This is a genomic window from Shewanella sp. YLB-07 (assembly GCF_009377275.1).
Genome location: NZ_VOQB01000001.1, coordinates 500184 through 524049 on the forward strand (window position 1 = coordinate 500184; position 23866 = coordinate 524049).

Annotated in this window: 25 protein-coding genes; 10 read left to right on the forward strand and 15 right to left on the reverse strand. The window is 47.2% G+C overall.

The features are described from left to right. The first annotated feature begins 105 nt into the window (after positions 1-105). On the forward strand, positions 106-792 hold the full coding sequence (locus FS373_RS02045) for a helix-turn-helix transcriptional regulator (protein ID WP_144047322.1): 687 nt from the start codon (positions 106-108) through the stop codon (positions 790-792). Between the two features lie 22 nt (positions 793-814). Here the strand turns inward: FS373_RS02045 and FS373_RS02050 are convergent, their stop codons facing one another. From FS373_RS02050 to FS373_RS02065, 4 genes are all read right to left on the reverse strand, one after another. Further along, positions 815-1156 carry an NIPSNAP family protein gene (locus FS373_RS02050; protein WP_144047321.1) on the reverse strand — a complete coding sequence of 114 codons (342 nt, stop codon included), beginning with the start codon at positions 1154-1156 and terminating at the stop codon, positions 815-817. Positions 1157-1171: 15 nt separating this feature from the next. Next, the gene (locus FS373_RS02055) at positions 1172-1474 is read right to left on the reverse strand and encodes an AzlD domain-containing protein (RefSeq protein WP_144047320.1); all 303 of its coding nucleotides are present in this window, start codon (positions 1472-1474) and stop codon (positions 1172-1174) included. Beyond that, positions 1471-2187 carry an AzlC family ABC transporter permease gene (locus FS373_RS02060; RefSeq protein WP_152828948.1) on the reverse strand — a complete coding sequence of 239 codons (717 nt, stop codon included), beginning with the start codon at positions 2185-2187 and terminating at the stop codon, positions 1471-1473. The genes FS373_RS02055 and FS373_RS02060 overlap by 4 nt, the downstream gene beginning before the upstream one ends. Positions 2188-2272: 85 nt before the next feature. Then, the gene (locus FS373_RS02065; protein WP_152828949.1) at positions 2273-3148 is read right to left on the reverse strand and encodes an AraC family transcriptional regulator; all 876 of its coding nucleotides are present in this window, start codon (positions 3146-3148) and stop codon (positions 2273-2275) included. Between the two features lie 199 nt (positions 3149-3347). Between FS373_RS02065 and FS373_RS02070 the strand changes: the two genes are divergently transcribed. After that, complete coding sequence (locus FS373_RS02070) at positions 3348-4619, forward strand: transporter substrate-binding domain-containing protein (protein WP_152828950.1); 1272 nt, start codon at positions 3348-3350, stop codon at positions 4617-4619. Positions 4620-4744: 125 nt separating this feature from the next. Here the strand turns inward: FS373_RS02070 and FS373_RS02075 are convergent, their stop codons facing one another. After that, positions 4745-5224 carry a hypothetical protein gene (locus tag FS373_RS02075; RefSeq protein ID WP_144047317.1) on the reverse strand — a complete coding sequence of 160 codons (480 nt, stop codon included), beginning with the start codon at positions 5222-5224 and terminating at the stop codon, positions 4745-4747. Positions 5225-5381: 157 nt separating this feature from the next. Between FS373_RS02075 and FS373_RS02080 the strand changes: the two genes are divergently transcribed. Together FS373_RS02080 and FS373_RS02085 are read left to right on the forward strand one after the other, a co-directional pair. Beyond that, on the forward strand, positions 5382-5783 hold the full coding sequence (locus tag FS373_RS02080; RefSeq protein ID WP_144047316.1) for a thiol-disulfide oxidoreductase DCC family protein: 402 nt from the start codon (positions 5382-5384) through the stop codon (positions 5781-5783). 45 nt (positions 5784-5828) lie between these two features. Continuing rightward, entirely contained in the window at positions 5829-6455 is a 627-nt protein-coding gene (locus tag FS373_RS02085; RefSeq protein WP_144047315.1) for a GNAT family N-acetyltransferase, read from the forward strand. 81 nt (positions 6456-6536) lie between these two features. Here the strand turns inward: FS373_RS02085 and FS373_RS02090 are convergent, their stop codons facing one another. The 4 genes from FS373_RS02090 to FS373_RS02105 all read right to left on the reverse strand — a co-directional run bounded on the left by FS373_RS02090 (position 6537) and on the right by FS373_RS02105 (position 10431). Beyond that, positions 6537-7463, reverse strand: coding sequence for a metal ABC transporter permease (locus FS373_RS02090; protein ID WP_152828951.1), 927 nt, complete (start codon positions 7461-7463; stop codon positions 6537-6539). Continuing rightward, complete coding sequence (locus FS373_RS02095; protein ID WP_144047313.1) at positions 7447-8400, reverse strand: metal ABC transporter permease; 954 nt, start codon at positions 8398-8400, stop codon at positions 7447-7449. Before FS373_RS02095 ends, FS373_RS02090 begins: the two co-directional genes overlap by 17 nt. Positions 8401-8463: 63 nt before the next feature. Then, positions 8464-9327 (reverse strand): manganese/iron ABC transporter ATP-binding protein, encoded by an 864-nt coding sequence (locus tag FS373_RS02100; protein WP_144047312.1) that lies wholly within the window; start codon positions 9325-9327, stop codon positions 8464-8466. A 210-nt stretch (positions 9328-9537) separates the two neighbouring features. Next, positions 9538-10431, reverse strand: a complete 894-nt coding sequence (locus FS373_RS02105) for a metal ABC transporter substrate-binding protein (protein ID WP_152828952.1) — start codon at positions 10429-10431, stop codon at positions 9538-9540. A 234-nt stretch (positions 10432-10665) separates the two neighbouring features. Here FS373_RS02105 and FS373_RS02110 point away from each other — a divergent pair, with 234 nt between their 5' ends. The 3 genes from FS373_RS02110 (at position 10666) to map (ending at position 11918) form a co-directional block, all read left to right on the forward strand. Continuing rightward, a complete protein-coding gene (locus FS373_RS02110) occupies positions 10666-10881 on the forward strand; it encodes a ParD-like family protein (RefSeq protein WP_144047310.1) in 216 nt (71 codons plus the stop codon). Continuing rightward, positions 10878-11009 carry a hypothetical protein gene (locus tag FS373_RS32400; protein WP_265575319.1) on the forward strand — a complete coding sequence of 44 codons (132 nt, stop codon included), beginning with the start codon at positions 10878-10880 and terminating at the stop codon, positions 11007-11009. Before FS373_RS02110 ends, FS373_RS32400 begins: the two co-directional genes overlap by 4 nt. Positions 11010-11210: 201 nt before the next feature. Next, entirely contained in the window at positions 11211-11918 is a 708-nt protein-coding gene (map, locus tag FS373_RS02120) for a type I methionyl aminopeptidase (RefSeq protein ID WP_152828954.1), read from the forward strand. Positions 11919-11949: 31 nt separating this feature from the next. On the opposite strand, the gene panP is transcribed toward map, so the two are convergent. The 4 genes from panP to FS373_RS02140 form a co-directional block, all read right to left on the reverse strand. Continuing rightward, positions 11950-13608: a pyridoxal-dependent aspartate 1-decarboxylase PanP gene (gene panP / locus FS373_RS02125; protein ID WP_416221743.1), complete on the reverse strand. Its 1659-nt coding sequence runs from the start codon at positions 13606-13608 to the stop codon at positions 11950-11952. A gap of 223 nt (positions 13609-13831) precedes the next feature. Continuing rightward, entirely contained in the window at positions 13832-15013 is a 1182-nt protein-coding gene (locus FS373_RS02130) for a glycerate kinase (RefSeq protein WP_144047308.1), read from the reverse strand. Between the two features lie 95 nt (positions 15014-15108). Then, positions 15109-16467: a GntP family permease gene (locus FS373_RS02135; protein WP_152828955.1), complete on the reverse strand. Its 1359-nt coding sequence runs from the start codon at positions 16465-16467 to the stop codon at positions 15109-15111. 266 nt (positions 16468-16733) lie between these two features. Continuing rightward, positions 16734-17633 (reverse strand): LysR family transcriptional regulator, encoded by a 900-nt coding sequence (locus FS373_RS02140; RefSeq protein ID WP_152828956.1) that lies wholly within the window; start codon positions 17631-17633, stop codon positions 16734-16736. A 225-nt stretch (positions 17634-17858) separates the two neighbouring features. On the opposite strand from FS373_RS02140, the gene FS373_RS02145 reads away from it, so the two are divergent. From FS373_RS02145 to FS373_RS02155, 3 genes are all read left to right on the forward strand, one after another. Then, complete coding sequence (locus FS373_RS02145; protein ID WP_152828957.1) at positions 17859-18404, forward strand: carboxymuconolactone decarboxylase family protein; 546 nt, start codon at positions 17859-17861, stop codon at positions 18402-18404. A 197-nt stretch (positions 18405-18601) separates the two neighbouring features. Beyond that, on the forward strand, positions 18602-20260 hold the full coding sequence (locus FS373_RS02150; RefSeq protein ID WP_152828958.1) for a 2Fe-2S iron-sulfur cluster-binding protein: 1659 nt from the start codon (positions 18602-18604) through the stop codon (positions 20258-20260). 40 nt (positions 20261-20300) lie between these two features. Then, entirely contained in the window at positions 20301-20783 is a 483-nt protein-coding gene (locus FS373_RS02155) for a DUF1348 family protein (protein ID WP_152828959.1), read from the forward strand. Between the two features lie 107 nt (positions 20784-20890). On the opposite strand, the gene FS373_RS02160 is transcribed toward FS373_RS02155, so the two are convergent. Further along, entirely contained in the window at positions 20891-22114 is a 1224-nt protein-coding gene (locus tag FS373_RS02160) for a glycosyltransferase (RefSeq protein ID WP_152829098.1), read from the reverse strand. A 585-nt stretch (positions 22115-22699) separates the two neighbouring features. Beyond that, the gene (locus FS373_RS02165; RefSeq protein ID WP_152829099.1) at positions 22700-23728 is read right to left on the reverse strand and encodes a transposase; all 1029 of its coding nucleotides are present in this window, start codon (positions 23726-23728) and stop codon (positions 22700-22702) included. Positions 23729-23866: the final 138 nt, after the last annotated feature.

A 23866-nucleotide genomic window follows, 5' to 3' on the forward strand; every position in this document is an offset into this window, starting at 1 on the left:
AGTCAATCGGGCTTGGCACTTTTTGTTTTGTTAGAGATATGTTTTGCAGAGCCAGTGTTTTAGAGCTGGATGTCATCTGTTTGATGTTCAATATTGAGGTGACTCATGCGCCGAGCCGACAGATTATTTCAGCTAGTTCAACTACTGCGTCATCGCCGTTTAACGACGGCCAAAGAGCTGGCTGAGAGGCTGGAAGTGTCGACCCGAACCATATATCGCGATGTGCAAGATCTCTGTCTCAGTGGTATCCCTATCGAAGGCGAGGCCGGTGTCGGTTACCTGCTGCGCCATGAGGTCAATGTCCCACCTTTGATGTTCAATGAAGCCGAGCTTGAAGCGATTCAAGTCGGCATGCGTATGGTACAAGCCTGGGGCGGTAAAGAGCTCTCCAGCGCCGCCAAGCAGGCGATGATCAAGGTTGAAGCAGTCTTACCTGCACGTTTGCAGGATTATCAGTCCCTGATGTTTGCTCCGGACTTTTATATCGACACCGATGAGTTTAAATTTCTCGATGTGTTGAGAATTGCATCCAGATTACGGGAATACCTGTCGATGGAATATCGGGATGTCAAAGAGGCTAATACTCAGCGAGAGATCCGCCCTCTGGCCATCTATTTTTGGAAGGGAACCTGGACCTTGCTCGCCTGGTGTGAACTCAGAGATGATTTTCGTAACTTCAGGGTCGATAGGATCACCGGACTCACCAATTTAGGCCGGCACTTTTCAGTGACGCCCGGTGAGGAGATGCAGGACTATATCGAGGCGATGGAGGCTAAGTACGGTTACAATTAGGACGCAATAGTGTCCATAAATATTAGCCTAGTACAGGACGCATAAAATTACGCTCATATCTTAAAATGAATTTATGTTTTTTGGCGAAGTCAAATGCAGCGAGACAATCAGCATCTTTGGCTGAATCATTCCGATAGATTTCGTAAACAGCCAAACTAGGAAAAGAGAATAAGGCTATAGCGATATCATTTGCTCCCTCGCCAGGCAGAAAGTAGCCATGATGTTGGCCACCAAACTTTTCAACTAGCGGTATCCAGAGTTTGGCATAGTGTTCAAACTCCTCAATCATTTCCGGGTTTATTACGTATCTAACATGACAAGTGACCTGCATTCTTGGGTGTTCCAAATTTTCGTTCGAAGTCATTTTTATTCCTTTACCCTAGTGAATAACGAAGAAGAGCCCCATGCTCAGTACTGTGGTTAACAGTACGCTGCGTGTGGTATATGCCAAAAATGCGGCTAAGATTGCGCATATCAAATAGCTGTTATCTAAACTCAAATCTAACTGATTTTCTCGAATAAAGACGATGGGAGCGAAAATGGCTGTGAGAACGGCTGGGGCCGAATAACTCAGGAATGCTAAGGTGTTTTTGCTTAATCGTACCGGCAGCCTTGGCTCCAGAAACAGATATCGACTGCCAAATACTACTGCTGCCATGGCTAAAATAGTCAACCAAATCATGTTTTCTCTCCTGTCAGCTTGGCGTAGAGTGTGCCGGAGGTCATGCCAAGCAGTGCTGCGATGAGTAGTCCAGCGGGGATGGCTAATAGCTCACAGACAACGGCGCCGACGAGAGAGACTAGTACACAAAATAGCATTGAAGGTTTCTTTACCGAAGGAACGACAATGGCGATAAAGGTGGCCGCGATGGCAAAATCCAGTCCCCAGCTGTCGAGGTTTGGGATTGTTTGACCCGCGATAATACCGGCCGCCGTGGCTAGGTTCCAGCCCAGATAAAAGCTAAATCCGCCGCCGAATGCATACCAGGGATCCAGCTTGTGTTGCTTGCCTTGATTAGCGATGGCAAAGAGTTCATCGGTAAGCAGAAAGCTTAAGACTAGCCGCCACTTGAGTGGCAAGGGACTAATTTGGGGGCGCATGGCCATGCCATAGAGAAAGTGCCGCGAGGTGATGAGTAAGGTGGTGATTAAGATGCTGGTTAAGCCAACACCAGCTTTGATCATGCCAAGTGCAACCAACTGGGCCGAGCCTGCGAAAATGATGGCCGACATGGCCTGACTCTCGAAGGGAGACAGTCCGGCGTCAAGTGCAAAGGAGCCTGCTAAAATGCCCCAGGGAATGACGGCTATGGTTAATGGCATCACAGCTAAGGTGCCCTTTAAGAAGCCGTTAAATTTCCCCTCAGCCTTTAATGTTTGTATTTGGGAACTCATTAATCTTTTGAACACTTCTATTGGTAACATTAACCACTAAGTTAACCTATCTGAGATCCGCTGGCTTGTACAAACTTGCACTCATTTATCTGGTAAACTCTTTTGCATATTGGCCTGGTGTGACCCCCATGGTGCGTTTAAAGTGACGGTTGAGGTGGCTTTGATCGTGAAAACCACAGGCTAAGGCGACATCCAGTAGCTTATCGCCATTTCGGATCCGTTTCTTGGCGAGTCTGACTCGCGCTTGGATCTGATAGGCATGGGGCGGTAGGCCAAAGGTGCGCTGAAATTGTTTGATTAAATAGAAGGGGCTGAGCCCGGCTAACACTGCCAACTCTTCCAGAGAGATATCGGCGTTGGGGTGATCGTCGAGAAATTGTTTAACCAGTGCCAATTGAGGCTGAGCCAAGGCCTGTGTCTGGTTTTCTCCTCTGTGTGTGCTGTGGCGTGCCATGAGTTTAATCATGGTGGAGTAGACAACAGATTCCCGCAGCAGGCGGTTATCGGACTCTTTAAGAGTCTGAAACGTCATGCGGAGCATGTCGGCCATCGACTTGTCGTGGACCACAGCGTCGGGAAAGTAAGGTGCGCCTGTCGAGGCCAGTCCTAATTCTTGGTTGATCGAGGCAAATTGCTCGGGAAGAGGATACATGGCGCGATAAGACCAGCCATTCTCTGTGGCAGAGCAGCCGTTATGTACCTCATCGGCGTTGACTAAGATGATACTGTTCTGCGGCGCTAGGTGATTGCTGCCGGTACGAAAGAACTTCTGGGCACCTGTATCTATCACACCAACGGTGTAGCCTTCATGACTGTGACGGGAAAAGTTCTGTTTTTGATAGCTGGCATCGAGTAGCTCAATACCACCCAGCTCTTGGGCCAAGGTAAATTCCGCTTTTTCACTATTGTTTCTCTGTCGGGCAGAATCTTGCTTGTCTGCCTTAGGTGCCGCTTGTTCCATGATACTCCTCGTTGTACTGAGTCATCATAGCGCATAAATGGCTAATGCTTTTGTACAAAATTGTGCTCATTTAATGCCAGTACTAGTGCTAGGTAATGTCGTTACCCTATCGATTAGTCAGGCTAGCTTGTTGTCTCTGTTGCAATATTAGGTGTAACTGATATCTTTGTGCTCCATTTCAGTCATCTTGATCTTTTTTATGGCCTCTCTTCGTTTTTATACCCTTAATTCCGTCCGTCTATACGCAGTATTATGCTTAAGTTTACTGACGCTCTTGTCTTTCTCTGCTCATGCCGAGGATGATGAAAATCAGGCGCTTTATTCAGAAATGAATACACGTCTTGGCTACATGAAAGCTGTGGCCTTATATAAATGGCAACATAAGTTAGCGATTGAAGACCTCACCAGAGAGAAATTGGTGATCGAGAAGAGCGTCTCGATGGCAAAGGAGCAAGGGATAGCATCTCAGGCGATCGAGAACTTTTTTCGGGTTCAAATCGAATTAGCTAAGAAGATACAGGGGAAATATTATCAGCAATGGACCGAGCATGGTTTGCCTCCTGAGTTACAAGGGGCCACTCGTTCCGAACTTAGCTTGTCTGAAATTCGTCCCAAACTGATAGTACTAGGCAAATCGATTATTCAAAGGATTGCGAGTCATCAGGGGGAGCATGACTTTGTGATATTTAATCATTCCATAGATACCCAGTTTGTGAGCCTTGAAGAGAAAGCCTTGTTGTTCAGAGCATTAACTTCAGTGAAGCCTAAAGTTTATTCGTCGGCATTAGACAAGATACTGGCTCAAAAAATTATGATAGTCGGTACCACCGGCGACTACGAGCCGTTTTCATATTTAGCGGGGACGCACAGAAGAGGGATAGACATAGAGCTGGCAAATCAGTTGGCCGCTTCTTTGGGGGCCAAAGCTGTATTTTTATCTACGAGTTGGACAGATCTGATAGCAGATCTGCAAAGCCAAGATTTTGATATCATGATGAGTGGCATTTCGAAGAAGCTATTTCGTCAACAGGTAGGTTTGATGTCTGATGTTTATCTGGAGGGGGGGAAAACACCGATTAGCCTGTGTGCTAACGTGAGTCAGTATGATTCCTTAGCCAAGATAGATACGCCGGACACGCGAGTTATCGTCAATAAAGGTGGTACGAATCAGCGCTTCGTCGATGGCAATATTAAGCAGGCTAAGGTCATTGTTCATGGCAGTAATGTGACAGTATTCCAAGAGATCATCGACGGCCGCGCCGATGTGATGTTCACCGATCGTATTGAGGTACAGGTGCAATCTAAGAAACATCCTAAGCTATGCGCCGCAATGCCTGATACTAACCTGAGTTATTCGGCCAAGGCGTTCTTGATGAACAGAGATCTTATTTGGAAAGAATACGTAGACACTTGGCTAGAAATTACGATCAAGGACGGCACTATGGTGAGAGTTTTCGCTCGCTATATTTAATTATTTTCAAGGATTGGCTGCTGGTATTTATTTCTTGCCGTTATTGCGGCTAATCCTTGCCTGCAAACGGCATCCGCTTTGCCGCTATCTTTAGTCGCTATGAATGTTGCGCTAAACATCGGTGGCTATGACGTGATTTTATTATCGTATTCTTGCTGGTTTTGTTCGTTTTTCTCGACAAACTCTTGAATTAGTTGTGTCTTTTGCTCCTCTAACAGTTTGATCTGTGCCTCCTTCTGCTCTTTGCTTAGGGTGTCACTCTTTGCAATAGCCTGTATTTGAGCCTCTATCTCATCTAATTTATCACGGTCAATGCCAGTGCGTTTATCCAGTATGACCTGCATTATATCTTGTAAGCTGGCTCTTTGTTTGGCTTGTGAGCCAAGTTGTTCATAGGTGTCGGCCTCGGGACTTTCAGCGGTTTGAGCGCTCGATGAAAGTGTGACTCGGTCTTGATATTGGCTGTTTGGGTCGATGATATGACTCTGGGGCTCCGGAGATTGGACTGAATTTGACGCAATATGATGGCTAGCTTGAACCTGTGATGGCTTACTAATATGTGTGTCTGTATTTAAATAAGCATTGTAGCCATTAACTGTCATCATGTTACTGTCCTTCCATTGGAACTATGGAATATCTTTGCGTATATTATCGAGTCGACTTCGTCTCAGTAAACCGAGCAATTTCTGAACCAGAAATCAGGATTTAAATGTAAATCTTAAGCCCAGCAGCCACTTTGTATAAGAAAAAGTAAGGAGTGCCATGGAAACCAGAAATATCATCATCTTCGATGGTGTGTGTAATCTCTGCAATAACGCGGTCAACTTCATCATTAAGCGAGATCCTAAGCAAATTTTTTGCTTTACGCCTATGCAAAGCGAGGCTGCAAAAGACTTGATGGCTAGGTATTCGCTTGTGAATGATTACGGCGATACCTTCTTTCTTATCAAGCAGGGAAAATGTTATACCCGTACCGATGCGGCGCTTGAGATCTGTAAAGACCTATCCGGTTTATGGCCTCTGCTGAGGATATTTTCGGTCTTGCCTCGTTCATTCAGGGATTATTGCTATCACTGGTTGGGGAGTCGGCGTTATTCACTCTTCGGCAAACGCGATGCCTGTATGCTGCCTACAGAAGATCTGCGTAGCCGGTTTATTGATTGATATTAACTTGTATTAATTAGATTGATTGATATTAAGAGAGGGCATATGGAAAATTCTGCTTTATTGTACCAATTCGAGACCCCAAGGTTGGTTATTTCAGCTTGGCCTGACTCAGCCAATCATCAAGTGCCGGATATGGCAGAGCTTGCCAGTATGACACTGGATATTCTCACCCCAAATGTGACCCGCGCCTTGCCGCCGGGTTGGCAAAATATTCATAATCTCGAGGAAGCTAAGATCTGGCTAGAGGCCAGGGTCGAGGAGTGCAGTTTCTTAGTGGTGAGAAAGCGTGAAACCCGCCAAGTGATAGGTTTCATCTTCTTACATGAGGAGCGGCATCAAGAGCAAGAGTTGCCAAGCGATAAAGTGGTTACATTACACTTAGGTTATCTGCTCACGGAGTCACAATGGGGACAAGGCTTTGCTTGTGAGATGATTAAGGGGCTGGTGGCTTGGGCAAAATCTCCAGTCAATAGTGTAAGGTCTTCTGTTAAAGATAGTCTGATTCATGTTTGCAAGATCGTCGCCGGTGTTGAAAGTAGTAATCTGGCATCGATTGCTGTGTTAGTTAACACTGGATTCAGCCTCTGCTTTGTGTCGTCAGAAGATTCTGAAAAGGGCGTTGACGATACAGACCAACAGGTATTTTACCATATCGTTTTTCAAGATTAGCGGCTTAGTATCTGATACCAATCGGTATAAGCCAGCCGCTCCTTGTTTATCTCATTTCATTTATCTGACCTGATTGACTCGTTATTCGGCGAACGCCTCTTTGGGCGTTTCTAAACTGTGCTGCTGATCTTGTTGGTTTTTCTGGTCTTTTGGGTCTAGGGCGGCGGAGGCTCGTTTCGTCTGATAGCCGGAATAGAAGAACACACAGATGAAGATCAGCGTCATCAGCATGATGATGGTGGGCGCGGGGGCACTATCGATGAAGAAGCTGAGATAGACGCCCAGGAAGGAGGTCAAGGTCGAGATAAGCAGGGCGATTAGCATCATAGATTGAAACTTACGGGTTAACAGGAAGGCGGTGGCCCCGGGAGCTATCAGCATGGCGACAACCAGAATCATGCCAACGGCCTTAAGTGCGCCGACTATGGTGAGGGAGAGTATCGACAGCAAACCATAATGCAGCAGACCTACGGGCAATCCTATGGCTTTGGCATGTTGCTGATCGAAGACAAACACCAGCAGATCCCGCCCCTTGAATAGGATGAAGCTTATTACCAGCAGCGCAATGCCCCCAGCTTCGAGCACGTCTGTCCAGCTCACTCCGAGCACATCGCCGAACAAGATATGGTCCAGATGGACCCCAGTCTCAACCTTAGTCATCAGCACCAGACCTAAACCAAACATGCTGGAAAACACTACGCCCATCACAGTGTCCTCCTTGAGACGACTGTTGTCCTTGATAAACCCCGTGGCTAAGGCGCAGAACATGCCGGCGGCGAACGCGCCTATGGCGTAGGGGATAGACAGCACATAGGCCAAGATAACTCCTGGCAGTACCGAATGGGAGATGGCATCTCCCATCAGGGACCAGCCCTTGAGCACGAGAAAGCAGGAGAGCACTGAGGTGGGAATCGCCACTAACAAGACGATCACGAAGGCTTGATGCATGAAGGTAAAGCTAAAGGGTAAGAGTAATATGTCCAGACCTGAGTTAAATAAACTGGTCATTGGGGACTCCTGTATCGACTGAGATGTTTTTCGACTTTTGTTCTAGCATGCTTGGCGATATTTTTTTAGAGGTCGTTTTTAAGCTTGGAGCTGAGAAGCGTTTCGCCCTGTGCCTCGCCGCCAGGTAACCATGTTTAGGGGCAAACACAAATGTCAGCACGAAGACACATGCCTGTAAAACCACTATGATGCCGCCAGTAGCACCATCGATAAAGAAGCTTAAGTAGGCGCCAACAAAAGAGGTAATAGCGCCTATGGCGACACTCAAGATGACGACAATGCCAAATCGGTCGCTAAGCTGATAAGCGGTAGCTCCGGGGGTCACTACCATGGCAATAACCAGAAACGCGCCCACGGTCTGCAACGCCGCCACAGTCGATGCACTCAGTAAGGTGAAGAAGAGGATCTTCAGAGCATTGGGATTGAGACCTATGCTTCTGGCGTGGTTCTCATCGAAGAAAACCACCATAAGATCTCGCCATTTCAGTACCAGCACGGCCAAAGATATACCGGAAATCAACAGGAGTTGTAGGGTATCTTCCGGGGTGATTGCCAAAATATTCCCCAGTACTATGGTCTGAATGTTCACCGAAGTGGGGGAGAGGGAGATCATAAACAGGCCGAGGCCGAAGAAGGAGGTGAAGATTAGGCCTATGATGGCATCTTCTTTAAGCTTAGAGCGTTGACTGAGAAACAGCATGGTCGTTGCCGCGAGTCCTCCGGAAAAGAAGGCGCCCAGGGCGAAGGGCAAACCTAACATATAGGCGCCAGCGACACCGGGAACGATGGAGTGTGACAGGGCGTCGCCGATAAGAGACCAGCCCTTGAGCATCAGATAGGCTGATAGGAAGGCGCATACGCCACCGACCAGGGCACTGATAAAGATGGCATTTACCATGTAGCCATATTCGAATGGCTGTAATAGAGTTTCAATCATAGGGTTCACTTTTTAAGCTGGTACTTTAATCAAGAATTCACTTCTATCGCTATTTTCCAAATACTATTCACTGCTAACAACCTGAGTCTTGCTGTCATCACCGTATAACACCACAGGCCGCTCATGATCCGTCAGTAAGGTTACCTGCCTGGCATCATCATCTTCATGGAGGTCTTTACCTCCTAATACGAAGTGACGCAGCACGCCGCCAAATGCCAGTTGCAGATTTTCCTGAGTGAATACCGATTTGGTGGGGCCTGCGGCGAGTACGGTGCGGTTGATGAGTACCGTTCTGTCACAAAACTCGGGTACACTGCCCAGGTTATGGGTCGATACTAAGATAACCTTGCCCTCGGCGCGTAGCTCACGCAGTAGTGCCATGATCTGATCTTCGGTCTTCACATCCACACCGGTGAAAGGCTCATCGAGTAAGATGACTTGCCCCTCTTGGGCCAGAGCTCTGGCAAGAAAGATACGCTTCTTCTGTCCGCCGGAAAGCTCCCCTATCTGACGCTTGCGAAACTCCCTCATATTGACCCTGTCCAGGGCGATATTCACCATCTGTTCATCATGCTTGCTAGCGATGCGAAACATGTTCATATGGCCATATCGACCCATCATGACCACATCTTCTACTAGCACAGGAAAATTCCAATCTATCTCTTCGCTCTGGGGAACATAGGCCACCAGGTTGCTCTTTAGGGCCTGTTTAACCGAAAGACCCAAGATCTCAACTTTGCCCTTAGCCAGAGTGACGAAGCCCATGATGGATTTAAATAGGGTGGACTTGCCGCTGCCATTGACGCCGACCAGGGCTGTGATTGACCCCTTAGGCAGGTCAAAGCTGGCATCATGAATTGCAGTATGACCGTTGCGGTAGGTGACTGTGATGTCGTTAACTGTGAGTCCGCTAGTGAGTGCAGTCATTAGTCGTTGGTCCTTAAGCTGCTTGTCAGCTGGCCGTTGCGATAGGGGACAGTGATGTCGTTAACTGTGAGACTCGTAATAAGTGCTGTCATTAGTCGTTTAGTCCTCTGCCTATGGTCTTTAAAGTGCTTATCTTCAGGTTGTTGCTAGAGGGGAATGTGATGTCGTTAACTGTGAGACTAGCTATAAATTCAGTTGTGAGTACTGTCATTAGTCGTTTAATCCTCTGGCTATGGTACTCAAGGTTGTCGTTAGCAGCTCGATATAGGTCGGCACTGGGCCAGAAGTGCTGCTCAGAGAGTCGACATAGAGCATGCCTCCGTATTTGGCTCCGGTTTCTCGTGCCACCTGCTGAGCGGGTTTGGCCGATACCGTGCTCTCACTGAAGATGACTGGGATTTTATGCTGCCTCATCTGATCGATAACCTTTCTCACCTGCTGAGGTGTGCCTTGGGCATCGGCATTGATGGGCCAGAGGTAGAGCTCCTTCAGATCATAGTCTCGAGTCAGGTAGCTAAACGCTCCCTCACTGGTTACCAGCCAACGTTTCTCCTCCGGCACCGCATCTAATAGCGCCTTGAATGGCGCGACTGCGGCGAGGATCTGCGCCGAATAACGTTTGGCGTTGGTGTTATAGCTTGCGGCATTGCCGCTGTCATACTTGACCAAGGCTTGGCGGATATTTTCCACATAGATCAGCGCATTGGGGGCGGACATCCAGGCGTGGGGATTAGGCTTACCGGAATAGGGGCCCTGAGAAATTCCCATAGGCTCTATGCCTTTGGTGACTATGGTGCGGGGGACTTCACTGAGATTGTAAAAAAACTTATCGAACCAGAGTTCCAGATTTAGGCCGTTATACAGGATAAGATTGGCCCCCTGTGCACGACGAATGTCGCCCGGCGTCGCCTGATAGTTATGAATTTCGGCATCTGGTTTGGTGATGGACTCGACAATAGCGGCGTCGCCTGCCACGTTTCTCGCCATGTCGGCGATAACGGTGAAGGTGGTGATGATCTTAAACTTATCACTCTGGCTGGCAAGCAGGTCTTGCGACCAGAAGGAGAGGGTGATAGCGAGCAGCAAACCAAATGTACGAAACATATTTTTTCCTTGTTATGTGCGGTTACGTGGTGGACCGACTCAATGCTAGCAGGGAATAAGTGTTTTCTCAATGCAAATGATAATTATTATCAATTAAGTCGTAAAGTGTGAAGGGGAAAGGGAAGGTGTTGATCTGGGCTATTGATATTGGTATCTGAGTCAGGGCTTGATGGGTATATACGTTTTATATATAATACATATACGTTTTATATATAAACCATATAAAGGTGCATTTTGGGACTGGTTAAAATTTCAGATGAACTCCATGAAGAGATCAGAAAGTCGAGCAATGTGATGTCGAGATCGATCAACTCCCAAGTGGAGTTTTGGATCAAGACCGGCATGCTAGCCGAGTTGAATCCGACGTTAACCTTCAATGAGATATTGCAGCAACGCCTCAGGGATGAAAACGTATCTTTAGAAGGCATTCTTCATGAAGGTAAGTCATGAGTGACATTCAGATCAAGTCAGCCGTTGAAGCTGAGTTAATGAGGCAATCGGGCAAGCTACTGGCCCGGGTGTTTAATACCATTCCGAGTAAGTATCTGATCATTCAGCGGGAGTTCAAAGCACTGTAGGCAAGGCGAATGTTTGAAGCTAATAGTTATTCTATATCGAGAACATTCAACGTAGCATAAAGGGCTTTGAAACCCGCACTGCGTGAGGCTCTCAGTGTTTCCACGTCTGCGTTTCATTGACTGAAAAGGGAATAACCATTTCCTCATCAATGCGCCTTGAATTGAAAAAACTGAGAGTCTCTGAACTGACCAGATACTTATATGGAATGGTATCGGATTCTAGATGAGTATATTCGGGTGGGAATCACCACCATGGAGATCAACAATAAGGTCGAAGACTTCATCGTTAACGAGCTTGACGCTCGTCCCGCCAGCAAAGGTCAATACGGTTATCAATATTCGCTCAATACCTCGGTCAATGAGGTGGTCTGCCACGGCATACCTTCTGCAACTTATAGGTTGAAGAGCACCGATATCGTCAATGTCGATATCACCTTGGAAAAGCATGACTTCATTGCGGACTCGAGTAAGACCTATCTGTTACCCGATGCCAGCCCACTGGCTAAGAGATTGGTGCAGACCACCTATGAAGCCATGTGGCTGGGGATAAATGTGGTTAAACCCGGCGCCACACTGGGAGATGTAGGCCATGCCATACAGAAACATGTCGAGAAATCGGGTTACAGCGTAGTGAAGGAGTATTGCGGCCACGGTATAGGGCGTGAAATGCATGAAGAGCCACAAGTATTGCATTACGGTCGGCCAGGTTTGGGCTTAACATTGAAACCTGGAATGACTTTTACCATTGAGCCTATGATCAATCAGGGAAATGCCAAAATAAAAACCAAGAAAGATGGCTGGACCGTGGTGACCCGGGATAAGAAGCTATCGGCTCAGTGGGAACACACTATCTTAGTAACCCAAACGGGTTTCGAGGTGTTGACCTTAAGGGAAACTGAAGCCGTTTGATAAACGGCTTCTTTATGGTTTTGTCACATGGTTAAGACGAGTGAGAGGCGAGTGCTAACAGTTGCGGCAAGAATTTATTATCTTGTTTGGCTATCTCTATCTGCTCGGCTAAGACCAGCTGCAATATCTCACGGGTGGTGAGGGGATTAGCCAAAACCACACGAAAAACCACAGATTGAATATTGAGTCCGCTGCTACTTTCGGGATTAATACGGGTACGAGACACAAATGAGGTGCCTTGTTCTCGTTGACGTTTCTGGACAAACTTAGTCAGACCGTCGAGTAAGCCGTTAAATTCGATTAACTTCTTTGTGTTGCCATTGTCTCTGGTCTCTTGCATCGCCAGCTGCACCGATTTTGGCACATAGCGATAGGTGAGCAGACAGAGCTCAGGTTCTGATACCAGTTGGAAATCTTCTTGCTGCTGGATAAGCTCGGCGAAATAACGCGCCTTCTCTAAACTGTTGTTGATTAATATCTCGTAACCATCCCGGCCAATGACTTGCAGGCAGGCATGGACCAACATGGCCATTCCCGGGCGTGAACCTTCCAGAGTTTGACTGCCTAAATCTTTAGAGCCTTTTCGTAAAATATATTCTGCATGATGCTTAATGGCGTTGGCGAAGGCCGGGTCTTTGAAGATCACCATTCCCGCGCCCATGGGCACATACATCTGTTTGTGAGCATCGATTGTGACTGAGTCAGCGCGCTCTATGCCTTTAAGCAGATGGCGGTACTGGTTCGATAATAGCGAGGCGCCGCCCCAAGCCGCATCGACGTGGAAATGGCACTCAAGTTCTACGGCCAGTGTGGCAAGTTCATCTAAGGGGTCGATATTGCCTGTTTCTGTGGTACCTGCGACGCCGACGATGGCCATGACCTTGATGTTGTCATGCTCAAGCTGTTTTGCCATGGCGCGCATCTTCTCCACATCGACCTTGTTACTACTCGATGTGGGGATTTTAACGATGTTCTCACGGCCTATGCCAAGTAAGTCTGCCGTTTTCGCCAATGAGTAGTGACCACGCTCTGAGACTAAGATGGCCAGATCATCATAGCCATAATGACGTAGGCCTTTCATCAGGCCTTGAGCCGAAACTCCTTTGAAGTCACCGTCGGCCTTGAGTAACTGATTACGGGCTATCCATAGGGCCGTGATGTTGGCGACCGTGCCGCCAGAGCAAAATGCTCCGAGGGAGTAGTTGGCGCTGTGCATCCAGCTTTTGTAAAACTTATCATCTTCACTGTAGATCAGGTGATGCATCATACCTAAGACCTGACGTTCCAGTGGCGTAAAGGCCTTAGAGGTCTCAATTTTTACCAGATTTTGATTCAGGCCAACCATCATCTTAGACAGAGGCAAGACGAAGTAAGGTAGAGCCGAGGTCATGTGACCGATAAAGCTAGGCGATGACGTATGAACCGAATGCGCTACTAAGGTTTTCATCATCTCATCGGCATAGTCTGAAACAAACTGAGGCGCAGAGGGGATCTGATGCTGTTGGAAGTCTAGCTCTATCTCAGACAGAGGCTTCTCGATGGCAACCACACTTTCTTGCAGGAAGCCCATCAAGTTTTGCGATATGTTTTGCTCGATGACGCTTAATGTTGAATCAGGGGCTTCCGGTACGGTGAAGATGCGCAGTAATGCCTCTTCAGAAGCTGTGGCTCGTCTGGGTGTCATCGACATGGTTATCTCTTAGCTATCACACTATTCAACAGGAACTGCTATTTGTTGCAGTTTTCCAAAGGGGAGTCACTTTACTTTATGCGCTTTGGTGCATCAAGTGGAAAAGTTAAAACGATTCATGGGGAATGTAAAGCGGTGGCGATTGTTTGGGCTGAGTGCCATTGAGGTTATCTGAAGACGATAAAGAGAGGATAGCCTCATTTTATCGTCTTCGAGGACGGCATTACGCCTTTATCTTCATGGCATAGAGAGCGGCGATATTCTGCGACGCGGTAAATAAGTTGTGTTTAGCATTGGCAAGCACATCCTCCAGTGGCAGCGCCCTGGGAGTGATGGAGAAGATGGCAGATAGGCCATGTTCGAGTAGCATATTGGCATCATCACTGACGCAGCCTGCTATGGCGATAACAGGAATACCCTGTGAGTTGGCGACGCGCGTGACGCCCATTGGGGTCTTACCGTGCAGGGTTTGGCTGTCGAGTCTGCCTTCTCCTGTGATCACCAGATCTGCGCCTGCAATTTTTTCGTCGAGTTTTACGGTTTCCATGACGATATCTATGCCGGGTTTGAGTGTGGCGTTTAGGAATGCCATGACACCCAGCCCCATTCCGCCGGCGGCGCCTGCACCTGGTGTATTGCGCTTGTCTTCAATTTTAGTGTCATTGATCTGTTTGTTAGCAATAGTCTTGGCGATAATGTCGGCGTATCGAGTCAAGGCCGCATCCAGGCTGGTTACCATTTCGGGTGTAGCGCCTTTTTGTGGACCAAAAATTACCGACGCGCCTTTCTCACCACACAAAGGGTTATCTACGTCACAGGCGACGATAAATTCACAGCGCTGGATAAGGGGATGGAGATCTTTCATGTCTATGGTGTGAAGCTCGTTTAATGCCGAACCGCCCACACTCAGGGCTTTGCCTGACTCATCGAGCAGATGAATACCAAGTGCCTGTGCCATACCTGCGCCGCCATCGTTGGTGGCACTGCCACCTAGGCCAATTATGATGTGTTTGATGCCGCGGTTGAGCGCATCACAGATAAGCTGGCCTGTGCCATAGCTGGTGGTGATACGAGGGTCGCGTTTCTCGACTGAGACATGATGTAGGCCCGAGGCCGACGCCATCTCTATGATGGCTGTCTTACTGTCACCAATAAACTCATTTCCTAAGATCCCGTAATGAGCACTGACTCGTTTTCCCAGGGGGCCGATAACATCGAGCTCGATAATGGAACCGTTTGTCGCATCGACCATAGACTGCACAGTGCCTTCACCGCCGTCGGCAACAGGCAACTTTAGATACTCAGTGTCGGGCAGGACAGATTTAAAGCCGCGTTCGATTTCGTTGGCTACTTCCATCGCACTCAGGCTTTCTTTGAATGAATCGGGAGCGATAACTATTTTCATTGGTGGGGATCCTAAAGCAGTCAGAAGAACTGGGTACTAAAAACAATAAAATGTCAGTGGCTGCTGTGACAGCCACTGAACTCTGGGCCTGGCGTTTAAAGCAGAATAAGACTCAAGATATACACTAAGGTCATTGCGGTTATGCCTTGCACTAGCGTCGCCATAGTTTGTGCTTTATAGGCTTGCTTAACACTCATGCGGCTAAATTGAGTCACGACCCAGAAGAAGCTGTCATTGGCATGAGAAACCGTCATAGCGCCGGCTCCGATGGCCATCACAGTCAGTACTCGTCCCATGTCACTGGCAAGACCGATATCACCCAGCATAGGTGCCACCAAGGCCGATGTGGTCACTAATGCCACTGTCGATGAACCTTGGGCTGATTTAAGGGCAGCAGCGACGATAAATGGCATGAAGATGCCTATGCCTAATGCCGAAAGTGATGTTCCAAGGAAGGTGCCAATTTCTGTCGCTTTAAGCACGGCGCCGAATGCACCGCCTGCACCTGTGATTAGCAGAATGGGGGCGGCAACCACTAGACCTTGAGTGATGCGCTCGCTGAACTCTTTAATCTTTTCACTGCTTTTAAGCAGTGAAATAGACAGGAACAGACCAATCATAAGGGCGTTTACTGGTTGACCCAGGAAGGCGAGCACATCAAATAACAGACCATTGCCAAGCGGCGCTGAAGGGAAGTTAGCGACTGAGCCAAAGCAGATGAGTAAGATGGGCACGAAGATAGGGGCAAAGGCGCGAGTCGGGCTTGGCAGTGTGCCATAGGCTTCTTTTAGCGTGTCGAAGTCTTCTACATTCTTGTTAAGTTCTTCCGCACCTTCACCGTCCGGCTCAACATTGGCAAAACGGTTAGCCCACAGCGTGCCAGCAAGTGCGGCAACGGCCGCGACAAACACACCGACAAAGATGACTAAGCCGAGATTCGATTCCAGACCTAAGTTACCCGCAGCGGCAATAGGGCCGGGTGTTGGCGGCACGAACGTGTGAGTCGCATACAGACCCGTGGCTAAGGCGACACTCATGGAGACACTCGAGACCTTCATGCGATTGGCCATAGATTGTTTCAAGGAGTTAAGGATCACGAAACCTGAGTCACAAAAAACAGGAATTGAGACCAGGTAGCCGATAATCGACATGGTCAGGGTCGGAAAACGTTTCCCCAGCACCTTGATGACTACATCTGCCATGGTGATGGCCGCGCCGCTCTTCTCCAATATGGTACCGATAATAGTACCGAGTACGATAACCAGGCCAATATAGCCAAGAATACCACCGAATCCGCTAGTGATGGTCTTGGCAATATCTGTGCTGGGTAATCCGTAGGCAAATGCGGTAAGGAATGAGGCTAAAATCAGCGTTAAAAATGGATGTAGTTTGAATTTTGAGGTGGCAATAACAATGAAAAATATCACTGCCAACAAGATCATGACTTGGCTCATAGGGTGTCCCTGTTTGGGTATTATTAGCTTACTTTTTTATTTGACCCGGTTCACTCGCCGTTTTTAAAGGTCGACGGCTAAGGTATTTCAGGCTTTGGCTATTATCCTGTGCTGAGTACAATCTGACATCGTGTCTAGTGACTGATTTATCACCTTTATCGGTAATATATTTGTGCGTTTGCACAAATATATTTAGTGGTCAGATGAGGCTCAGCGATAATTTGAGCGTTTAACCACACCTATTGAGGAGAGGTAGCGTTGTTTGTTTAATTGAGCGCCGGATGTTGGCTAAGCTGTTTCGCTAACAGGTCAACTAAACTGCGCACCTTGGCCGAGCCATTGGGGCCCTCTCGATGAATGATATGCACAGGCCGGGGTTCGGGCTCGAAGCCCTCCAGTAAAATTTTAAGTTCACCCGAGGCGAGTTGCAGGGCGATTTGATATGAGAGTAAGCGGGTGATACCCAAGCCTTCGACGGCTGAAGAGATGGCGGCGTCGTTAGTGGTGACCGTCAGTCGAGGTTTGACCTTGATTGACTTGATACTCTTACCATCGGGAAAGCGCCAATCCAGACCATTATTGCCGGCCTTTGAGGCAATAATTGTGTGTTGATGCAGATCATCTGGGTGTTGGGGAAGGCCGTGGATCTGGATATATTGTGGTGATGCACAAAGCACCAGCCTGACTGAGCCCACCCGTCTGGCTCGCATACTCGAATCAGGCAGTTGACCTATCCTTACTCCCACATCTATACCCTCTTCGAGCATATTAACCACCCGATCTAGAAAGATGGCTGAGACTTCCATTTTAGGGTGCTGCTGCAGGTATCGGACTATTGAAGGCATAACGAACAGGCTGCCAAACATCACAGGTGCGGTGACCGCAAGATGTCCCTGTGGCTCTGCATTTATGCCCGTTACCGCTTCATCGGCAGCGCTTAGGTCTGCCAAGATACGTCTGGCATCATCTAAGTAACGCAGCCCTACATCGGTCGCTCTGACAAAACGTGTGGTGCGATTGAGTAGTTTGACATTGAGCTGCTGCTCGAGTCCTGCGATGGCGCGGGTAACCGCTGGTGGCGACATGTTCAGCCTTCTTGCCGCGGCAGCGAACCCTTGCTCTTCAGCTACGGCAATAAATACTTTGAGAAGATGAAATCTATCCATTTGTTATTCCACTTGCTGGTTATTTTATTAGCCTGATACTTCACTTACTGGTTATTTCACTAGGCTTATTATTTCACTAGATTTGTTATTCCATTTATTGGAATTATCAAATGTAATATACGGGTATTCTTCTTTAAAGTGAAATTTGGCAATCTAGTTACCAAGCAAGCACAGAAGGCTTGTTACCGATAAACCTACTAGCAATTCATATAATGGAGAACGACCATGAGCCGCATTAATTTAATCGAAAACGATACTGCCAATAACGAACAAAAAGCACTTTTAGAGGTGATTCAGTCTCAGCTGGGTATGGTGCCAAATTTCTTGAAAGTGTTCGCTAACTCACCCGCCGCGCTGCGCGCTTTTCTAGGCTTACATGGCATTGCCGGGGAAGGTAGCTTAACCCCGCTGACTCGTGAGCGTATTGCGTTAGCCTTGGCTGAACAAAACAGCTGTGAGTATTGCCTATCAGCTCATACCGCACTGGGTCGTAAAGCGGGTCTCAATGGTGATGAAATAGAGGCTAATCGCGCAGGTACCAGCCAAGATGCAAAGGCTGCTGCTGCGGTGAAATTTGCTACCTCTCTCGCCGAACATAACGGTGATGTGACCAATGCAGAGTTAACCGCGGTGCGCGCTGCGGGCTACACCGAAGCAGATATTGTCGAGATCATTACTCATGTCGGCATGAACGTGATGACCAATATTCTCGGTAAGGCGAGTCAATTAGATATCGACTTTCCAAAAGTGTCACTGAACAAAGTGGCTTAATTGACGTGAGTTGAAACAACAAAACTTGACACTTGTGTCAGATAATTGTTTCACTTGTATTAGGGCACTATTCTCGCCTGTATTAGAGGGCTATTTTAAACTCTGCCAGGTGAGATTCGCTACTGTCACTCTCTAGCTGGCATATCAGCTAAAGAGTGACAGTCAGATAAGATTATCGAGTTATTGGAGATAAAGTCATGGGTCATAAATTTGCTGAGATAGGTTTCACTCAAGCCGTGAAAGAGGTCCAGGCGAGGCTTGGCAGCCGTAAAGGCTATGAGGGGATGGAAGGTGGCGAGGATTTTAATGATCGCCTTGGCGTTGCTGAAACAGCATTCATCCAGGCCCGTGACAGTTTCTATATGGCCAGTGTCAGTGAAACCGACTGGCCTTACATTCAACATCGAGGTGGGCCGCAAGGCTTTATGAAAGTGCTCGATGACAAGACCATTGGCTTTGCCGATTATAACGGTAATCGTCAGTATATCAGCACAGGTAATTTTGCTAACAATGACAAGGTGTCACTGTTTTTTATGGATTATCCCAACAAGACCCGACTTAAGTTGCTCGGCAGGGTAAAGCTTGCGGATGTGAATGACTCAGAAATGTTGAGTCAATTGCAGGACGATGATTACCGTGCCAGGGTCGAGCGTGCTTTCGTTATCCAAGTTGAAGCCTTCGATTGGAACTGCCCTAAACATATCACCCCCAGATATAGTGAAGCTGAGGTAGAGGACATTGTAGCGGCAAGACTCGCCGAAGCTAAGCGATTAGAAGCTAAACAGCTTGAGCAAGCTGAAAGTAAGCCAGTGGAAAAGGCCGAAAACCTTGGCAGACTGAGTCCTGTCACTTTAGGTGAAGGGCCACTGAGTCTGGTTATCAGCGGCATACGTCAATTGACACCTGAAGTACGTGCCTTTGAATTTAAAGCTGCTGGTGGAGGAGAGCTGCCTTTAGTGACTGCAGGTTCTCATATTAGAGTGCCGGTTCTGCTCAATGATGGCTCTCTGGTGCATCGTTCCTTCTCTATCTGCTCTAATCCCTCGCGCCGAAACTTCTACGAGATAGCCGTACTCGCTAAACGCTTAAGCAGCGAGACTGGCCAAGGTCGGGAGCATTATCTGCACAAGAGTGCATCCCATTCGATCCACCATAACTTTCAAATTGGCATGGTGATTAACTGTGATTTACCAAGCAACCATTTCGATGTGCACTCAGGGACTGAGCCTGCAATCTTGATTGCTGGAGGAGTTGGGATCACTGTGATAAAGCCGCTGTCGCAATACCTAAAGTCGAGAGGCGTAACACTTTCGCTGCACTACTGTGGCCGAAGTATTAAGGATATGGCTTTTAGGGACCGACTAGAGCGAGAGTTTGGTGAGTCGATATCAATTTATCCCAGTGACGACAATAGGCGAATGAATTTACGTCATGTGTTATCGAGGGCGCCCAAAAATACCATCTTCTATATCTGTGGCCCGCAAAAGATGCTCAGTGAGATGAAGTTTATGGCCAATGAGCTGGGTATCGATAGTGACCGCATCAGAAGCGAAGGCTTCGGTGGCGTTGTAGACAGCTCAGTTGAGGATAAGGCATTCACCATTGATCTTGCTAAGTCGAAACTGAAACTTAAGGTTGCTGCCGATGAGTCGGTTCTCGATGCCTTACTCGCTGCCGATATTGATACACCTTTTAGCTGTCAGTCTGGAAGCTGTAAACAGTGCGCAATACCTGTGATAGAGGGAAAACCTGACCATAGAGACAGTGTGCTGACCGATATTGAAAAAGAGCAACTACAGCTATTTTGTCCCTGTGTTTCCCGATCAAAGACACAAGTGCTGACTCTGGATCTTTAATCATTAATGATGCAAGCAAGACATACAGTGAGAGATTGATATGAATAACATAACTAATGACAAAAAAGCACCACTGCCGCCCTATGACCAAGCCAGTGCAGTGATTAAAGCAAGAATGGCCGAAGATGCCTGGAATGGACAGCAACCGGAAAAAATAGCGAAGGCATACAGTGAAAACTCAATTTGGCGTAATCGTGATCAATTTGTGCAGGGACGAGATGAAATTATCCAGCTGCTCACAGCCAAATGGCAGCAAGAGACTGAATATAGATTGATTAAAGAGGTATGGGCGGTGGATAGCCATCGCATTGCGGTACGTTTTGCCTATGAATATTGCGATGCTAGTGGTCAATGGTATCGAGCCTATGGTAACGAGAATTGGCAATTTGATGAAAACGGCTTGATGGAGCAGCGCCACGCCAGTATCAATGATCTGAAGATTGAAGAGATTGAACGTAAATTTTATTGGCCCATAGGACGCCGGCCAGATGAACATCCTGGGCTGACTGAACTAGGGCTTTAGGGGTCTGTGGTTTAGGAAACGGTTGTTTCAGTGCTTTATGGCTTTGTTGTGATGGAAGTTGATGAGTAGCTCTGGTAAATCAGTCTGCAGAGCTACTGGTTGAGTCATTACTTGGCATTCTTAGCCGCTATCCACTGAGACATATACTTAGTGCTCGCCATCGAGTGATGCTTAAGCATGGCGCCGGTAAAGTTATTCAGCCTATGTTGGTCAATATTTTCTATTGTATGAGCCAACTTTTTCATCCAATTCTGCCCTAACATCTCACCATCGTATCGCGCCGTTAATAGACTCGAGGCGTGGCTTTGAGCCTCTGTCCAGAGTGATTCTTGAGTGTATAAATCAACCGCAGCTTGGGCAAAGTCATCGATAATATCTGTAATGCAACCAGGCCACTGCTCATCTTGAATCATGCCTTCACTGCCAACACTTGTGGTGACGCTTGGGGTCTGCATTATCATGGCATCGAGTAGCTTACCCTTGATACCGGCACCAAAACGAATGGGTGCTAAGCAGACACGAGACTGCTCCATTACCTGATAGGCATCTTCCGCCCAACCCTTAATGATAAAGCCAGTTTTGGGGTTATTGAGTGCGGTGGCTTTCGGTGGCGGGTAGGAGCCATAGATATGTAGCTCTGCCTGGGGTAGCTGTTTTCTGATCAAGGGCCAGATTTTTTGCAGATATAGCACGGCGTCCCAGTTAGGAGCATGACGGAAATTACCTATGGTCATAAAGTGCTGACGCTCAGTATAGGTTTTTGTCTGAGACGGGCGCTTGTTCAAGTCCACCATAAACGGCAAGTGATGCAAGAGGCTTGGGTCAAGCTTAAACTGGTTTTGTAGCAGCTCCATCTCGAAACTTGAGATGATAAGTGAGATGTCACAGCGAAGAATCGCGGCTATTTCACGTTTTGCTATATCGCTGAACAGGTCGGCTTGAGTGAGTGCTCGCTCACTCTTAACGGCTTGATGGCGTGCATTACGCAAGCATTGTAGGTCTTCGGTATCGAGTATTTTTATGGCATCGGGGCAGTGTTTTTCCACGCGCCAGCCAAACTGCTCTTCCATCATGAAACGGTCGAACATGACGATATCTGGTTGAAAATCCATGATATAAGTATCGAAGCTATCGCAGTTCAAGCTGATATTTTTACTGGATATACCTTCTAGGCTTAGGTCTATCATGTGATCCGATGGCTGCGCCGGGGTGGCGAACTCGACCTGCCAGCCTTGTTGCCTGTAAAGCCTTAACAGCGACAACATATGTGTACCTGCCGCCGATGAGTTGGGCTCTGGCCACACATAGCCTATCACTAATACTTTCTTCATCATTTCTCACATAATAGGTACTTTAATGGGAGGGTATTGTATACCAGATGAAGGTTCAAGCTTGTCGGATAACAAGTTGGTTAAATATCTATTGTGGGTTCATTGGACTGGTTTTGTTATTTGGTTAGTTTGCTGATCACCAAAGCTTCATTGGTGTTTATTGCCTGCAGCAGGTGCTGTAAATGGATTTACGAATGTCACAATCACAAGGATGTGAATGAGTGACCTCATGTGCAAACACTTCTGCGAGTCGCCATTCAAATTTTTTGTCTGATAATAAGTTGTAAGTATCTTTTTGGGTTTCATTAGGCTGAATTAGTATTTGGTTTTATGTCGAATACCAAAACCTTATAGTTATCTATCACCTGCCGTGGGCTCTGCCAAAACGTCCTTGTTTCGGAAGCTCTCAGCCGCGTTCACACCTGAGTGTTTGTCTCTTCGATTGTAACTATACTGGCTAGTAATAAAGTTTACTCTGACCCCGGAGATCAGAGTCTAATTAAACTGACATTGATTAGAAAAAGTATCTTGGTTTATTCGAAATCCCTAATTATCACCAAGCCTTTGTAGATAATTTATATACGACTAAGGCGAGGGGTGAAGTGCATTACTGCTGGCTTTACCTTTACACCATAGCCCACAGTTATGTTGCTTTTTGAAAGCACACATAGCATCCCAACGACCACTAATACCACTGTATTGGCGGCGAAACTCTTTTGCTGAGGTTATCCAGGCATCGGATGATATACCAAGTTCATCAAGTAATTTAGGGCGACTTGAGTCGATGAAACCTCTTTTGTCTGGCCTAATTGCTCTGCCAGTCCAATCGATAAGTTGTAAATAATCACAGAAATGAAATGGGACGCCTGATTGAGTCGCTAAATGAGCTGCACCATCAAATTGGGCAAGGGGTTTGAGTCGCTCACTCGAGATTAGTTCTGATTCATCATTTGGTTTAGTGTCTTTATCTGGTGTATTGAGCTCGTTAATGCGCTCCTGAATAGACGTATAATCAGAAGCTTGAAGTGTGTTGGCAATTCCCGCTCTAATAGGATTTAAATCAACATACATCATGCAGGCTAATAGTGCTTGCTCATCAAGTAAAGCTTGTGACTTAAAGCGCCCCTCCCAGAAAGCCCCTTTACATCCATCCTCACGATTGGCCCTACGCGCTATCTCTTCATTGAGGCACCTCATAAACCAAGAGATACTGGATAGACGTTCGTGCCACTCAGCCAATAACCCATCAAGTAGTAAACGCTCCCCCTCGATTAAGGTCTCTCCATTCATAAATTTAGTCGCTACATCATGCCCTTTTGTTACCTTACACCATCGACTAATAACCTCACGGTTACTCAATGACTTGGCTTTGTCGGTATCGATTTTAAGGACCAAATGATAGTGATTATTCATCACCGCATAGGCACAGACATCAATACAAAAAATAGCAGATAGAGCCTTAACTTTATCGACAATCCAGCCGCGTCTATGCTCATAGCTTTTACCTGTGAGTTCATCCTCTCCGCACAAAAAAGCCCTTCTAACACAACGATTTATTATGTGGTAAAACGGAGTCGATTCTGCATCGATAAGAATTCTTCGAGCTGAAGTCATCATCGTTATCCTGAACAAAACTAAGTTGAGGTAACTTAAAGGTTAGTAGAGGATGTGCTAAAGCACAAAAGATATGGCTGTCCCGTCTTTTTCTGGCTTTGCACTAATGCACTTAGTTCAGATTAGAAAAAGTCTCTT